Origin of the sequence: Azospirillum sp. TSO5 (assembly GCF_003116065.1) — a bacterium.
In the GTDB taxonomy this organism is placed as follows: Bacteria; Pseudomonadota; Alphaproteobacteria; order Azospirillales; family Azospirillaceae; genus Azospirillum.
On the sequence record NZ_LGQY01000006.1, the window covers coordinates 223,445 to 238,575 of the forward strand.

The 15,131-nt window shown below is 69.6% G+C and carries 11 protein-coding genes; 5 read left to right on the plus strand and 6 right to left on the minus strand.

Annotated elements, in window-relative coordinates; all coding sequences use genetic code 11:
- The first annotated feature begins 55 nt into the window (after nucleotides 1-55).
- From TSO5_RS01810 to der, 3 genes are read left to right on the plus strand one after another with little or no spacing between them, the layout of a single operon-like run.
- On the plus strand, nucleotides 56-700 hold the full coding sequence (locus TSO5_RS01810) for a tetratricopeptide repeat protein (protein WP_109149972.1): 645 nt from the start codon (nucleotides 56-58) through the stop codon (nucleotides 698-700).
- A gap of 9 nt (nucleotides 701-709) precedes the next feature.
- Complete coding sequence (locus TSO5_RS01815) at nucleotides 710-2,068, plus strand: PQQ-like beta-propeller repeat protein (RefSeq protein ID WP_109073111.1); 1,359 nt, start codon at nucleotides 710-712, stop codon at nucleotides 2,066-2,068.
- Nucleotides 2,069-2,109: 41 nt separating this feature from the next.
- Nucleotides 2,110-3,504: a ribosome biogenesis GTPase Der gene (gene der / locus TSO5_RS01820; protein WP_109149973.1), complete on the plus strand. Its 1,395-nt coding sequence runs from the start codon at nucleotides 2,110-2,112 to the stop codon at nucleotides 3,502-3,504.
- Between the two features lie 87 nt (nucleotides 3,505-3,591).
- Here the strand turns inward: der and TSO5_RS01825 are convergent, their stop codons facing one another.
- From TSO5_RS01825 to TSO5_RS01840, 4 genes are all read right to left on the minus strand, one after another.
- Nucleotides 3,592-3,804 carry a SlyX family protein gene (locus TSO5_RS01825; protein ID WP_109149974.1) on the minus strand — a complete coding sequence of 71 codons (213 nt, stop codon included), beginning with the start codon at nucleotides 3,802-3,804 and terminating at the stop codon, nucleotides 3,592-3,594.
- An 83-nt stretch (nucleotides 3,805-3,887) separates the two neighbouring features.
- Nucleotides 3,888-5,177, minus strand: coding sequence for an Nramp family divalent metal transporter (locus tag TSO5_RS01830; RefSeq protein WP_109149975.1), 1,290 nt, complete (start codon nucleotides 5,175-5,177; stop codon nucleotides 3,888-3,890).
- A 243-nt stretch (nucleotides 5,178-5,420) separates the two neighbouring features.
- Nucleotides 5,421-7,622 (minus strand): helicase-related protein, encoded by a 2,202-nt coding sequence (locus TSO5_RS01835; protein WP_109149976.1) that lies wholly within the window; start codon nucleotides 7,620-7,622, stop codon nucleotides 5,421-5,423.
- On the minus strand, nucleotides 7,619-8,428 hold the full coding sequence (locus TSO5_RS01840) for an RNA methyltransferase (protein WP_109149977.1): 810 nt from the start codon (nucleotides 8,426-8,428) through the stop codon (nucleotides 7,619-7,621). Before TSO5_RS01840 ends, TSO5_RS01835 begins: the two co-directional genes overlap by 4 nt.
- A gap of 166 nt (nucleotides 8,429-8,594) precedes the next feature.
- Here TSO5_RS01840 and TSO5_RS01845 point away from each other — a divergent pair, with 166 nt between their 5' ends.
- Nucleotides 8,595-9,695: a patatin-like phospholipase family protein gene (locus TSO5_RS01845; protein ID WP_109149978.1), complete on the plus strand. Its 1,101-nt coding sequence runs from the start codon at nucleotides 8,595-8,597 to the stop codon at nucleotides 9,693-9,695.
- Nucleotides 9,696-9,698: 3 nt separating this feature from the next.
- Here the strand turns inward: TSO5_RS01845 and TSO5_RS01850 are convergent, their stop codons facing one another.
- Both TSO5_RS01850 and TSO5_RS01855 read right to left on the minus strand, forming a co-directional pair.
- A complete protein-coding gene (locus tag TSO5_RS01850) occupies nucleotides 9,699-12,839 on the minus strand; it encodes an efflux RND transporter permease subunit (protein ID WP_109149979.1) in 3,141 nt (1,046 codons plus the stop codon).
- Nucleotides 12,840-12,854: 15 nt separating this feature from the next.
- A complete protein-coding gene (locus tag TSO5_RS01855) occupies nucleotides 12,855-13,955 on the minus strand; it encodes an efflux RND transporter periplasmic adaptor subunit (RefSeq protein ID WP_247870534.1) in 1,101 nt (366 codons plus the stop codon).
- Nucleotides 13,956-14,430: 475 nt separating this feature from the next.
- Here TSO5_RS01855 and TSO5_RS01860 point away from each other — a divergent pair.
- A partial coding sequence (locus TSO5_RS01860) for a lytic transglycosylase domain-containing protein (protein WP_247870535.1) occupies nucleotides 14,431-15,131 on the plus strand: 701 nt, incomplete at its 3' end.

Below are 15,131 nucleotides of genomic sequence, written 5' to 3' on the forward strand. Positions count from 1 at the left end.
GCCGCCATCCGGGCCGTGCGCGACGCCGCCACCGCAGGGACGCAACCGCAGCGCCATGAGCGATATTTTCCGCGAAGTCGACGAGGATCTGCGCCGGGACCGCGCGGAGCACCTGTTCAAGAAGTATGGCGGCGCCATGATCGCCGCGGCCGTCCTGGTCGTCGCCGGCACCGGCGGCTACAGCTACTGGCGCCATTGGCAGGCGCAGCAGAAGCAGGAGCAGACCGCCGCGCTGGTCACCGCCATCTCGCAGAGTGCCCAGGGACCGGAGAAGGGGGTGGAGGCACTGTCGGCCTTCGCCGGCTCCGCCAAGCCCGACCTCGCCGCCATCGCCCAGTTCAACGCCGCGGCGCTGCTGATCCGCCAGAACAAGCCGGACGAGGCTGCGACCATCTATGACGGCATCGCCGCCAACGGCTCCGTGCCCGCCGAATACCGCGACCTCGCCACCCTGCTGGCGGTGACGCAGCGTGCGGAAAAGGGCGACCCGGCCCAGCTGACGGCGAAGCTGCAGCCGCTGGCCGCCGACACCAGCCCCTGGCGCTTCACGGCGCGCGAGCTGACGGCGATGCTGGCCGCCCGCGCCGGTGACACGGAAAAGGCGCGCACGCTCTACAAGCAACTGGCGGATGACCAGCAAGCGCCGTCGGGCGTGCGTGGCCGTGCCGCCGATCTCGCCTCCCTCTACGGCAAGGGCTGATCCAGGGCCATGAAGAACAACAAGATGAAGGCCGGCTCCATCCGCCGCGCGGCGCTGCTGTCCGCATCGCTGCTGTCCGTCTTCCTCGCCGGCTGCGACACTGTGGACAGCTGGTTCGGCAAGACGCCCGATCCGCCCCTGCCGGGCAAGCGCGTCGCCGTGCTCCAGCGCGAGCGCAAGGTGGAGCCGGACGCCCAGCTCGCCGCCGTCGCCGTCACCGTGCCGCCGCCGGTCGCCAATGCGGCCTGGGCGCAGCCGGGCGGCACGCCGGACCATGTGCTGGGCAACCTCGCCCTGTCGGCCAACCCGTCCGACGCCTGGCGCGCCGACATCGGCTCGGGCTCCAGCAGCTCGCGCGCGCTGCTCGGCACCCCGGTGATCGCCGATGGCCGCATCTTCGCGATGGACGCCGACTCGCATGTCTCCGCGCTGAACGAGCGCAGCGGCCAGTCGCTGTGGCGGGTCGACACCCGGCCGGAGAACGAGCGGGGCGGGGCCACCGGCGGCGGCGTCGCCTATGCCGACGGCCGCGTCTATGCCGCCACCGGCTTCGCCGAGGTGCTGTCGCTCGACGCCGCCACCGGCAAGATCCTGTGGCGCAAGCGCATTGCCGGCCCGGTCCGCGGCGCGCCGACGGTGGCCGGCGGTCGTGTGCTGGTCATCACGCTCGACAACCAGACCATCGCACTCTCCACCGACGACGGTGCGGTGCAGTGGTCGCAGCAGGGCATCCTGGAGACCGCCGGCCTGCTCGGCGCCGCCAGCCCGGCGGCCACCGGCACGCTGGTCGTCTCCCCCTATTCGTCGGGCGAGCTGTTCGGCCTGCGTCCGGAAAACGGCCGCGTGTCGTGGCAGGACAGCCTCGCCGCCATCCGCCGCACCGGCCAGCTGAGCAATCTGGCCGACATCCGCGGCCTGCCGGTGGTCGATCGCGGCAACGTCTACGCCATCGGCCATTCCGGCCGCATGGTCGCCATCGACGAGCGAATCGGCGCCCGCATCTGGGAAACGGAGATCGGCGGCGTCCAGACCCCCTGGCTGGCCGGCGACTACCTGTTCACCGTCACCAACGATCAGGAGGTCGTCGCGGTGGCGCGCCAGAACGGCAAGGTCCGCTGGGTGGCGCCGCTCGCCCGCTTCAAGGATCCGGAGGACAAGTCGGGTCCGATCGTCTGGTCCGGCCCGGTGATGGCGGGCAGCCGCCTGTGGGTCACCGGCTCCAACGGCCAGCTGCTCGGCCTGTCGCCGTCGGACGGCCGGGTGGAGGTGACCCGTTCGCTCCCCACCGGTTCCTACTTGCCGCCGGTCGTTGCCAACAACACTCTATATGTGCTGTGCGACAACGGAACGCTGGTCGCGTTCCGCTGATCGCGGATTTCCTCCGTCTGTTGTGAAAGGCCTTTGGCCCCATGTCGTTCACCGTGGTCCTCGTCGGTCGGCCGAATGTCGGCAAATCGACTCTCTTCAACCGTCTGGCCGGCAAGAAGCTGGCCCTGGTGGACGATACGCCGGGCGTCACCCGTGACTGGCGCTCGGCCCCGGCCCATGTCGGCGGCCTCTCCTTCACGGTGGTGGATACCGCCGGCCTGGAGGACGTGACCGACGACAGCCTGGAGGCGCGCATGCGCCGCCAGACCGAGCAGGCGCTGGAGCGCGCCGACGTGGCGCTGTTCATCATCGACGCCCGCGCCGGCATCACGCCGCTGGACCGCCATTTCGCCAACCTGCTGCGCCGGAGCAAGACCCCGGTCCTGCTGGTCGCCAACAAGACCGAAGGCAAGGCCAGCCAGCCGGGCATGTTCGAATCCTACGAGCTGGGCCTGGGCGATCCGATCCCGCTGTCCGCCGAGCATGGCGAGGGCATGGCCGATCTGGTCGAGGCGCTGCTGCCCTACGCCCCGCCGGAAGACACCGGCGAGGTCGAGGAGAAGGACGACGGCTTTGACCCCTCCATCCCGGTCGGCGACCAGCCGGAGCCGGAGGAGGACCGCAGCAAGCCGATCCAGATCGCCATCGTCGGCCGCCCGAATGTCGGTAAATCGACCCTGCTGAACAGCCTGTTGGGCGAGGAGCGCGTGCTGACCGGCCCCGAGGCCGGCATGACCCGCGACGCCATCTCCGTCGATTGGGAATGGCGCGACCGCCGTTTCAAGCTGGTCGACACCGCCGGCATGCGCCGCCGCGCCCGTGTGGACGAGAAGGTGGAAAAGCTGGCGGTCGCCGACAGCCTGCGCGTCATCCGCATGGCCAATGTCGTGGTGCTGGTGGTCGATGCCGCCGCCATCCTCGACAAGCAGGACCTGACCATTGCGCGCCTGGTGATTTCCGAGGGCCGCGCCCTGGTGATTGCCGTCAACAAGTGGGACACGGTCGATGACCGCGCCATGGCCCTGCGTCAGGTCGAGGACAAGCTGCAGGCCTCGCTCGGCTACATCAAGGGCGTGAAGGTCGTCACCATCTCGGCGCTGAAGGGCCACAAGCTCGACACGCTGCTGGACGGCGTGCTGGAGACCTACAACGTCTGGAACCGCCGCATTCCGACGGCGCAGCTGAACCGCTGGATCGAAGGCGTTCTGGAGCATCATCCGCCGCCCCTGGTCGAGGGTCGCCGGGTCAAGATCCGCTACGTCACCCAGGTGAAGACCCGTCCGCCGACCTTCGCGCTGTTCGTGAACAAGCCGCTGGATTTGCCGGAAAGCTACCAGCGTTACCTGACCACCCACCTGCGCGACAGCTTCGACATGCCCGGCGTCCCGGTGCGCCTGTTGCTGCGCAAGGGCAAGAATCCGTACGCAGAGGATTGATCCAGAGCTCTCCTCCCTCACCCAGACTACTCATTGGGCGAGGGAGGAAACCGCGTGGGTCAAACTCCGCCAAAGGACCAGCCCAACTCAATAATGGGGCGGCGGCCGGTCGTCCTGCGGGGAGGCGATGGCGTACTCCGCCGCCTCCACCCGGTCGCGCATGCGCCTCAGCTGGGCGGTCAGGCGGTCGATGGTCTGGCCCTGGGCGAAGATGACCTCGGACATCTCCTCCGCCATGCGCTCGTGATGGGCGAGGCGGCTTTCCAGATCGGCGAGGCGTTGTTCGAGAGCAGGATCCATTAGGCACCGGTCAAGGAATGGGAAAACGGGGAACGGGCCGCAAGATGGACCATTCCCCGGTCCGGGTCGAGATGCCTTTCCGCTCACACCATCGCGGTGGTGCCGGCCAGCCAGCCGGACAGGCCGGTCAGCACCAGCACCGTCAGGCTGGCCAGCCGCAGGGTCAGCGGCGCCATCGCCAGCCCGCCCATCAGCTTGTCATTCCGCAGCAGCAACAGCATCGGGATCAGGATGAAGGGCAGGGTCAGCGCCAGCACCACCTGACTCAGCACCAGCAACCCGTCCACCGCGCCGTCGCCCGCACTGCCCAGAACCGCCAGCGCCGGGATCAGCGAGGCGCCGCGGGTGATCAGAGCGCGGGTGATCGGGCGCAGGCGCAGATTCAGGAAGCCTTCGGTCACCATCTGCCCGGCCATCGTGCCGGTGGTGGTGGAGCTTTGGCCGGCGGCCAGCAGGGCGATGGCGAAGACCAGCGCGGCGCCGCCGCCGATGCTGCTGCCCAGCAGGGCGTGCGCGTCCTCAATGCCGGGGGCGCTGCCGGCTCCCACGCCCTCGAAGGCGACGGCAGCCACCGCCAGGATGGAGCCGTTGACCAGACCGGCCAGGGCCAGCGCGGTCGACAGGTCAATGGTCAGCCAGCGGGCGGCCTGCCGGCGCTCCTCCTCCGTCTTCACCTCCGCCAGCCGCGAGCGCACCAGACCGGAGTGCAGGAACAGGTTGTGCGGCATGACGGTGGCGCCGATGATGCCCAGCGACAGGTACAGCATCTGTGGATCGCGGGCCATTTCTACGCTGGGCATCAGGCCGGCCAGCAGGGCGGCGGGGTCGGGGCGGGCGATCACCAGTTCCCAGGCGAAGCAGACCACCACCACGCTCATCAGCGCGCCGACCACCAGTTCCGGGGCGCGGCCACGGGCGCCGGGCAGGGCCAGGATGCCGAAGGTCAGCACGGCGGAAATCACCACGCCGGCCATGATCGGGATGCCGAACAGCAGCTTCAGCGCGATGGCGCTGCCCAGCAGCTCGGCCAGATCGGTGGCGATCATCGCCAGTTCCGAAACCGCCCACACCACCATCGCCACAGGGCGCGGGAAGCGTTGGCGGATCAGCCGGGCCAGATCGGTGCCGGTCGCCAGCGTCAGCCGGACGATCAACCCTTGCAGGAAAATGCCGGCCAGACTGGCGATCAGCACCGCCGACAGCAGCGCAAAGCCGAAGCTGGAGCCCGCCGCGATGTCGGTCGCCCAGTTGCCGGGGTCCATGTAGCCGACCGCCACCACGAAGCCGGGGCCGAGCATGGTCCAGAAGCGGCGCCCGCCCGCCGGGGTGGCGGTGCGGACGGTATCGGCGATGGTCGGGGATGCGGTCTTCACGCCGGTTGCTCCTGAACGGTCCGATGGCGGCCACAGGCTTGGCTGCCGATGCAACATGGCAGGACATTCCGATAGCGTCCAATCGATGATTTCTAACATCGAGATAGGCGTTACCTATCGATACGGGCGCTCGGCCAAGGCAGGTCCAGTTCAGAACAGGGTGGCGGTCACTTTGTTCGCAGTGCAGCAGTGCCATGCGAGTGAATTTCGCCGGGAACCATCCAGGATGTTCAGCGCCGGCTTTTATCGTCTACGGGGACCGAATCGCTTGCGCGGGGCGCCGCGGAAACCGGCGGCGGGCGGCGGTTCGCGGCGGCGGGCGCGGGAGGCCAGCGCTTCGGACAGGCGCTGGCCGATGGCGTCGCGGGCGCTGCGCACGCGGTCGCGGTCGGGCAGGGCGTCCGGGAACTTGCGCGAGGCCCAGAAATAGAGGTCGCAGGCGCGCGACGCGGCCTCCAGCACCTCGGCGGCCAGCCCATCGAACCGTGCGGGGATCAGCCGGCCGAGCGGCAGCACTTCCCCCGCCTCCACCGCATCAAGGATGGCGGCGAAGACCTTGGCGTCCTCCGGCTCCTCCAGATCGGCGGGGGCGAGCAGCAGGTCGAGCTTGGCGGCCAGAGCCAGCCGCCGCGCGTCCAGCATCGGCGCGGCGCGGCGGAGCGCCGACAGGTCGGCCAGCCGGAAGGGGGAGCCGGCGGTGGCGGCGCTGCCGAAACACTCCACCAGCAGCCGGGTCTCGGCGCTGTCGATGTGGCTGGCGAGGCGAGCCAGCATGGTGCGGTTCGGTCGGACGGGCAGGGGGCCGTCGGCATGCAGGCGGCGGTCGGGCGCCTCCAGCAGGCGCTTCAGGGTGGCAGGGGTGCCGCGGGCGATGACGCCGAAATGTCCTTCTTCGAACTGGCCGAAGCGGCCGGCGCGGCCGGCGATCTGCTTCACCTCCGTCGCGGTCAGCGGGCGGACGCTGCTGCCGTCGAACTTCTCCAGCGCGGTGAACAGGACGCGGCGGCAGGGCAGGTTCAGCCCCATGCCGATGGCGTCGGTTGCCACCACCACGTCGGCCTCGCCGGACAGGAAACGCGCGGCCTCGCGCCGCCGCACTGCCGGAGCCAGCGCGCCATAGATGGCGGCAACCGACAGACCTTGCGACAGCAGCGTGTCGCGGACGCTGTGGACCTCGCGGCGGGAAAAGGCGATCAGCGCGTCGCCGCGCTCCACCTCCGCCCAATCGAGCCGGCGGTCGAGCATCGACAGCGGGGTCTTGCGGTCGAGTTCCACCACCTCCAGCGCCTCGCCGAGATGGGCGGCGGCGCGCTCGACCAGAGGGCGGACCTCCGGCGCGCCGAGGATATAGACGGTCTCCGCCGGGACACCCATCAGGGCGGCGGTCCAGGCCCAGCCGCGTGCCGGGTCGGCCAGCATCTGGATTTCGTCGATCACCGCGACCTCCACCGGCCGGTCGGGGTCCATCACCTCGATGGTGGAGGCGGTGTGGCGGGCGCCGGGGGTGCGGATCTCCTCCTCGCCGGTGATGAGCGTGGTTGGGGTGCCCTCGGCGTTCAGCCGCTCCATCACCTCCAGCGCCAGCAGGCGCAGCGGCGCCAGATAGACGCCGTCGCGCGCTTCGCGCAGCGCGGTGATGGCGCGGTGGGTCTTGCCGGAGTTGGTTGGGCCGATCACCAGCACCAGTTTGCGGTTCATGCCGCGCGCCACCGGGAACAGCCGTTCGAAGCGGGAGAAGTCGAAATGGCGGTCGACATAGGTCCGGCCGCGCGCCTCCGCCCGGTCGCGGCGCCACTGGTCGTACTCGCGGTCCCAGCGGTCGAGCAACTCGTCGGCATCCGTCCGGTTGCGGGTGGCCTTGCCCAGCCGCTCGCCGAGGCTGGCAAAGCCCCAGTCGGGGTCGTCGCCGGCACGTTCCGCCAGATCGCGCAGCCGTGTGGCGACGCGGGACAGCGCGTCGTCCAGGGCGGCGCGCAGGGCGGGGTCATGGTCGAGCCGGGCCGACAGTTCGGCGTCGGACAGGTCCGACAATTCCAGCGCGTCGAAGGTCCGCGACACCTGCAGGCGGATGGCCGGGGTTATGCCGGGCCAGGGCAGTTCGTCGCTGCGCACGGCGCGGACGCGGGTGCGGTCCTCGCAGGACAGCAGCGTGGTGTGGCTGCCAGCAAGCGCGCGGCGGCCCTGGGCCAGCAGCGCGTCGCGGCGGTGGGCGCGGTCGATGCGGCCGGTGATTTCCAGCAGGATGGCCTCGCGCCGCTCCGCCGGGACCAGAAGGTCGCGCTTGCCCTTGGGTAGCGGCAGGCCAAGCGGCACCAGCCCGCGCGCCTCGGCGTCATGCATCCGCAACACGCCGGCGGCCCCCAGCGTCGTCACCTCCGGATGCGCGACGGCGAGGTCGTGGACCAGATGCGGGTCGGCGGCAGGCGTGTTGGTATCGTCTGTCATGAAGCCTGTCCGGAAGCGATGTGGTGCAGCACGATGCCGCTGGTGGTCGCCACGTTGAGGGAATCGAAACCGCCGGCCATCGGAATGCGGACGCTGCGGGCGCGGGCCAGCAGGGCAGGTGGCAGGCCCGGCCCCTCCGACCCGAACAGCAGGGCGGCGCGGTGGGGCGGGGTTAGGGCTGCCAAGGTCTCGGCACCGGCGGGGCTGAGCGCCACCGCCTCGAACCCGAACCGGTCGAGCAGGGCAAGCGGGTCCTCGCCGGCGGCGAGCTTGGCTGTCGGCACCAGCAGCGTCGCCCCCACCGAAACGCGGATCGCCTTGCGGTAGAGCGGATCGCAACAGCCGGGATCGAGGATCACCGCATCGGCACCGAAGGCGGCGGCGTTGCGGAAGATGCCGCCCATGTTGTCGTGGTTGCCGATGCCGAACAGCATGACGATCCGGGCGACCGGGCCGCAGGCACCCAGCAGGTCGGCCGCGTTGGGCACGTCGATCTTCTCGCCGACCGCCAGAATGCCGCGGTGCAGCGGAAAGCCGGCGATGCGGTCGAGCACCGCTTGTGTGGCGGTGTAGACGGGGGTGTCCGCAGGCAGCGCGGCCAGCATCGGCTCCAGCGCCGCCACCCGCTTGTCGGCGATCAGCAGCGAACGGGCGCGATAGCGGGTGGACTGGACGAGGCTCCGCACCACCACCGCCCCCTCGGCGATGAACAGCCCGTCACGGCCGACGAGATCGCGCTCCCGCACGTCGCGGTAGGGCTCGATGCGCGGGTCCTCGGGGTCGGTGATCGGAATGATGGTGGGCAAGGGAACGCTCGGTCTCTGGGGTGTGCGCCTAGTTAGTGCATGTGGGGACGGGTTTCCAATGCCATGGCGCCCGCGTGCAGATCTTCCTCCATGGGCATACCCCCTTGCCGATACTCAGGGCCCTGCTCATGTTGCGGTGCAGCAAGAAATTGGGGATGCACCGGACATGACCATGATCCGAAGGCTGTGGAACCGCATGCGCGGCAGGGCGAACCCGGCACTAGGCACTCTGCCGGCGCCGTGCGCTCTGCCGGCGGAACCGCTGGAGCTGTCGGGGCCGGGGCCGATGCTTGCTCTGCCGCGGCCCAAGCCGACGCTGGCGCTGGCGTTGCAGGGCGGCGGGGCGCATGGCGCCTTCACCTGGGGGGTGCTCGACCGGCTGCTGGAGGAGGACATCCGGCTGGTCGGCGTCAGCGGCGCCAGCGCCGGGGCGATGAACGCGACGATGCTCGTGCAGGGCTGGGCAAGGGGCGGTCGCGATGGTGCCCGCGCCGAACTGGCGAATTTTTGGGAACGGGTGAGCGCCGCCGGCCGGCTGGGACCGATCCGGCCGAGCGTGACCGGCCGGCTGCTCGGCCGCTGGAACGTCGATCACGCGCCGGGGACCCATCTGGTCGACTGGGCGCGGCGCTGGGTCACCCCCTATCAGACGCAGGCGGCCGATTTCCACCCGCTGCGCGGATTGCTGGCGGAGATGGTGGAGCCGGAACTGATCCGGCGGAGCGGGCTGCGGCTGTTCGTCAGCGCCACCAATGTGCGCACCGGCGCCTTGCGGCTGTTCGACGAGACGGAGGTTCAGGTCGACCATCTGTTGGCCTCCGCCTGCCTGCCGCACCTGTTCCGCGCGGTGCGGATCGACGGGCAGGAGTATTGGGACGGCGGCTATCTCGCCAACCCGCCGCTGTCCCCGCTGGCGGAGGCCTGCCCCGGCGCCGATTTGATGGTGGTGGCGATCAACCCCTTCACCTGCGCCACCACGCCGGAGGACCCGGCCGGCATCGCCGCCCGGCTGAACCAGATCACCTTCAATGCCGCCCTGTTGCAGGAGATGCGCTGCCTGTCGGCCCTTCCCGACGCCCCGCGCCTGCATCTGATCGGCGCCGACGAGCATTTGCAGGACCTGGGCCTCTATTCGAAGCTGATGACCGACTGGAGCTTCCTGAACTGGTTGCGCGACGCCGGGCGCGAGGCGGCGGGGCGTTGGGTTGAGGAGAATCTCGGCCGAGTCGGCGTGGAGGGTACCGCCCGGTCGCCGGCACTGGCCTGACGCTCACTCCGCCGGGTGCTGCCCCGCCGGTTGCTGTTGGGCGTCCGGATCGGTGTGGGCGAACCAGCGCTTCATCCGGCGCGACAGCCCGTCCAGATAGGTCAGCGCCACCGGCACCACCAGCAGCGTCAGGATGGTGGAGGACAAGAGGCCGCCGATCACCGCATGGGCCATCGGCGCCCGCTGCTGCGCGCCCTCGCCGATGCCGAGCGCCAGCGGGATCATGCCGAAGATCATCGCTGCGGTCGTCATCACGATGGGACGCAGGCGGATGATGCCGGCCTCCACCAGCGCGTCGTGCAGGCTGGCGCCGCGCTTGCGCGCCTGGTTGGCGAAATCGACCAGCAGGATGGCGTTCTTGGTCACCAGACCCATCAGCATGATGAAGCCGATGGCGCTGAAGATGTTCAGCGTCGATCCCGCTACCAGCAGGCCCAGGAACACGCCGACCAGCGACAGCGGCAACGAGGCCATGATGGCGAGCGGTTGCAGGAAGCTGCCGAACTGCGAGGCCAGGATCAGGTAGATCAGGATGACGGCGAGCGCCAGCGCCTGCGCCGCATAGCCGCTGGTCTCCGCGATGTCCTTGGTTGAGCCGCCGAAGACGATGCGGTAGCCGGGCGGCAGTTCGATCTTCGCCAGGGCCGCCTGCAATTCGCGTCCGGCATCGCCGGCGGCGCGGCCCTGAACGTTGGCCTGGACATTCACCTCGCGCTGCAGATCCCGCCGGTTGATCTGCGAGGCGCCGAGTGTCGTCGTCACATCCGCCACCTGGGACAGCGGGATCATGCGCGGCGTGCCGTTGGCGTCCATCCCGCCGGATAGATAAATGCGGTCTAGGTCGGCGCGGCCGGCGCGGGCAGCCTCCGGCAGGCGGACCAGCACGTCGTAACTCTCGCCGTCCGGCGCCTTCCAGCTCGACACCGTGTCGCCGGCGAACAGCGGGCGCAGCGTGTCGGCGACTTTTTTGGTGCCGATGCCGAGATCGCTGGCGAGGTCGCGCTCCAGCCGGACGGCGAGCGTGGGCTTGGCCGCTTTCAGCGTGCTGTCGACATCGACGAAGCCGGGGATGGCGCGCATGGCGCCGATGACCTTCTGCGACAGCCGGTCCAATTCGGCGATGTCGCGGCCCTGCACCGACACCTGGATCTGCTTCTGCACGCCGCCGACGCCGGGTATGGCGATGCCCATGGTGACGCCGGGGATCGCCGACAGCCGTTGGCGCAGCAGCGGGGCGAGGTCATTCGGCGAGCGCTTGCGCTGGTCGATGGGGACGTAGCGCAGATAGATGCTGCCGCGGTTGTGGCCGATCGACACGCCAGTGTTGACGGTGCTGTAGGTGTAGGCGATTTCCGGGAACTCGCGGATCGCCGCCTCGACCTGTTTGGTCTTGGCGGTGGTCGCGGCCAGCGAGGAGCCGACGGGGGTTTCCACCTCGACGATCTGCTCGCCCAGGTCGGCGGCGGGCACGAACTCCACGCCGATGCGCGGGACCAGCAGAAAGCTGCCGAAGAAGATCGCCAGCGCCGCGATCATCACCAGCCAGCGCCGGCGCAGGCCCCAGCGCAGCAGCCGGCCATAGCCATGCGAGACGGCGGTGAAGCCGCGCTCGAACGCTGCCGCGAAGCGGCCGAAGATGGAGCGGCCGTGTTTGCCGTGTGCCGCCGGATCGTACCAGACGCTGGACAGCATGGGGTCGAGCGTGAAGGACACGAACAGCGAGATCAGCACCGCCGCCGAGACGGTGATGCCGAATTGCAGGAAGAAGCGGCCGATGATGCCGCCCATGAAGGCGACCGGCAGGAACACCGCGACGATGGTCAGGGTGGTCGCCAGCACCGCCAGCCCGATCTCGGCCGTGCCGTCGAGCGCCGCCTGCCGGTGGCCCTGGCCGCGGGCGAGGTGGCGCATGATGTTCTCGCGCACCACGATGGCGTCGTCGATCAGGATGCCGATGGCGAGCGACAGCGCCATCAGCGTCATCATGTTCAGCGTGAAGCCCATCGCCGCCAGCATGCCGAAGGTGCCGAGCACGGCGACCGGCAGGGTCAGGGCGGTGATGACCGTGCTGCGCCAGGACCCGAGGAAGACCATGACGATCAGGATGGTCAGGATGCCGCCCTCGACCAGGGTCTTCTGCACGTTGCTGAGCGAGTTGGTGATGCCGCGGGAACTGTCGCGCACCACCGCCAGCGTCACGTCCGGCGGCAGGGAGCCGTTGGTCCGCAGGTCCCCGATGGCCGCCTGCAGACCGCGCGCGACCTCCACCGTGTTGGCGCCCTGGACCTTGACCACATCGACGGCCAGCGCCGGGTTGCCGTTCAGCAGGGCGGCGGAGTCCTGCTCCTCCTGCCCGTCGATCACCTCGGCGACCTGACCCAGCCGCACCGGGCTGTTGCCACGGCGGGCGACGATCAGGTCCAGCAGGTCGCGCGGGTTGCGGACGCGGCCCTCCACCTGCACCACGCGCTCCCGCCCCTGGCCGGTGACGGTGCCGGCGGGGACGTCCTGATTCTCACCCGTGACGGTGGCGATCACCTCGTCGACGCCGACGTTCAGCGCCTCCAGCTTTTCCGGCTTCAGGCGAACCAGGATCTGGCGCTTCACCCCGCCGGCGATGGTGGCCTTGCCGACGCCGCGGACGTTCTGCAGGCGCTTCAGGATGATCTGGTCGGTGAGCGTGGTGAGATCGCGCAAGGACCGCAGGTCCGACGTGACGGCGATAGACAGGATCGGCTGGTCATCCGGGTTGAAGCGGGTGATTTGCGGGTCCTTCACCTCGTCCCGGAAAGTGGCGCGGATGGCCGAGACCTTCTCGCGCACGTCCTGCAACGCCTGGACGGACGAGGTCTTCAGGTCGAACTCGGCGATCACCACCGACTGGCCCTCATAGGAGCGCGAGGTCAGAGTCTTGATGCCTGCGATGGTGTTGATCGCATCCTCGACCGGCCGGGTGATGTCGGTCTCCACCGTCTCCGGGCTGGCGCCGGGATAGCTGGTGCTGACCACCACCACCGGGAAATCGACGTCGGGAAACAGGTCGACGCCCAGCCGGTTGTAGGAGAAGAGGCCGAGCACCATCAGCGCCACCATCATCATGGTGGCGAAGACCGGGTTGTCGACGCTGATGCGGGTGATCGGCATGGCGGCTGCTCCCGATCAGGCGCCGGCAATCGTGACGGGACGGCCGGCGGTCAGGCCGGGCAGGTTGCCTGTGACCACGCGGTCGCCCGGCGCCAGCCCCTCCACCTGCACCAGATCGCCGCGCGCCCACGATCCCACGCGCGTGACGGGCCGGCGTTCGGTGCGGCCATCGGCAATGACCAGAACGAAGTCGCCCTGTTCGTCATGGCGGATGGCGACCGGCGGCACGGCGATGGCTTGCGCGGCCTGCGCCACCAGAACCTCGCCGCTGGCGAACATGCCCCCGCGCAACGCGCCGTCCTTGTTGTCGATCGTCACATAGACGGGGATGGCGCGCGACCCCGCCCGCGCCATGGGGTTGATGCGGGCGACGCGGCCGGCGAACTCCCGCTCACCGAAGCCTTCCACCCGCAGGGTCGCAGCCTGGCCGACGGCGAGCCGCGCCACCTGCTCCGCCGGGACGGTCGCCTCGACCTCCACCCGGGACAGGTCAACGATGGCGAACATGGCGGCGTTCACCGCCAGATTTTCCCCCGGATTGACGGAGCGGGTGGCGACCATGCCGTCGATGGGGCTGACCACCACCGCGTCGCGCAGGGCCTTGCGCGCCAGTTCCACCTGGGCGGCCAGCGCCTCGACCTGCGCGCGCTGGAAGCCGAAGCTGCTCTCGGCCTGATCCAGGCTGGTGTCGGAAACGATGTTGCTGCGGTTCAGCGTGCGGTTCTTGGACAACGTCTTTTCGGCCAGCACCATCTGGGCGCGGGCGCCCTCCAGATTGGCCTGCTTCTCGTTCAGGCGGGCGGTCAGCTCGACCGTGTCGAAGCGGGCCAGCACATCGCCGCGGCGGACCGCCTGCCCCTCGCGCACCAGCACCTCGGCCAGCCTCGCGGCCACTTCCGCCTTCACCGCCGACTGCTCCATGGGGGAAACGGAACCACTGAGGCGCACGGTTTCCGTCAGCGCGCGCGGCACGACCGCCGTCACTTCCAACGCCGTCAGCTCCACCGGCCGTTCCGCCGCCGGGACAGGCGGGGCGGGGGGAAGCGCCGCCGGGCTGCTTGCACGCCACAGGGCAACCCCGCCGCCGGCCGCGAGCACGACCAGAAGGACCAGCAACAGCCGGCCGAACCGCCGCCGTGGACGGGGCGGGGGCGGGGCATCGCCCTGCGGCGAAGGCCGCTGGGGCTGCAAAGGCTGGGGAGCCGGTGGGAAGGTCCGTTGTGGGGCGGTCATGATCGTCGATCCAATTCGGCCGGCCCTTCGCGGTCGAGGCGGCGTCGGTAGAGGGCGTGGCCGGTGCCCTCCATTAGGGGTGGCGCGGATGTTCCGTCAAGGTTCTCATTGTCGCGCCTTATGACAGGATGGGAGCACGGCATGGTCCTATCCAGATGGGCAGCGAAGATTGGCATACCAGCATTTGCCAAAAATCCTAATTGTCGACTTCGTTACAAGGGATAAATCGGGCAACTTTGAGGCATCTTCGGGACAGGATTCGACAAACGGCCGTGATGTCGCTTGACAGGCGTGGCCTATACATTGAAAAGCGATCCAACTCTTGTCCCGCCCGCGCCAACAGCACGGAAATTCACTCGTGGTCATACGAAACCTCGCGACGATCAACGCCGCCGGTGCAATGCTGTGCCTCGCCCTCGGTCTGGCCGGCTGCGCCTCCGAAGCGCCGCAGGTGCAGACGGCCCCGCCGGTCGAAGCCGCCTATGTCCCGGACCCGAACGATCCGCTGTCGCGCTGGGTCCCGCTGATCCGCGAGGCTTCCCAGAAATACGACATGCCGGAGAAATGGATCCGCGCGGTGATGATGCGGGAGAGCAATGGCCGTGCGACCACCAACAGCGGCAAGGTGCTGACCAGCTCCGCCGGGGCAATCGGGCTGATGCAGGTGATGCCCGGCACCTATGAGCTGATGCGGACACAGTACGGTCTCGGTCCCGACCCGTCGAACCCGCGCGACAACATCATGGCCGGCACCGCGTATCTGCGCGAGATGTACGACCTGTTCGGCGCTCCCGGTTTCCTGGCGGCCTACAATTGCGGCCCGGCCTGCTATGCCCAGCATCTGGCCGGCAAGCAGCGGCTGCCGCGTGAGACGAAGATGTATCTGGCGGCCCTAACCCCGGTTCTGCGCGGCGCCGCGCCGCGCGAGCCGTCGCAGGCCGCCGGCGCCTCGGCCATCGAGGTCGCGGTGGTGCCGGACGACGCACCGAAGCCGCAAGGCGGCAGGCCGACCGCCCCGCCGCAGCGGTCCGAGCCGGCGCCGGTCGTCGTCGCCTCCGC

What these genes read in the sequence shown, in the direction of transcription:
- TSO5_RS01810 (WP_109149972.1), top strand. Translation starts at nt 56, where the DNA reads ATGAGCGATATTTTCCGCGAAGTCGACGAGGATCTGCGCCGGGACCGC.
- TSO5_RS01825 (WP_109149974.1), bottom strand. Translation starts at nt 3,804, where the DNA reads ATGGATCCTGCTCTCGAACAACGCCTCGCCGATCTGGAAAGCCGCCTC.
- TSO5_RS01845 (WP_109149978.1), top strand. Translation starts at nt 8,595, where the DNA reads ATGACCATGATCCGAAGGCTGTGGAACCGCATGCGCGGCAGGGCGAAC.
- TSO5_RS01850 (WP_109149979.1), bottom strand. Translation starts at nt 12,839, where the DNA reads ATGCCGATCACCCGCATCAGCGTCGACAACCCGGTCTTCGCCACCATG.
- der (WP_109149973.1), top strand. Translation starts at nt 2,110, where the DNA reads ATGTCGTTCACCGTGGTCCTCGTCGGTCGGCCGAATGTCGGCAAATCG.
- TSO5_RS01815 (WP_109073111.1), top strand. Translation starts at nt 710, where the DNA reads ATGAAGAACAACAAGATGAAGGCCGGCTCCATCCGCCGCGCGGCGCTG.
- TSO5_RS01835 (WP_109149976.1), bottom strand. Translation starts at nt 7,622, where the DNA reads ATGACAGACGATACCAACACGCCTGCCGCCGACCCGCATCTGGTCCAC.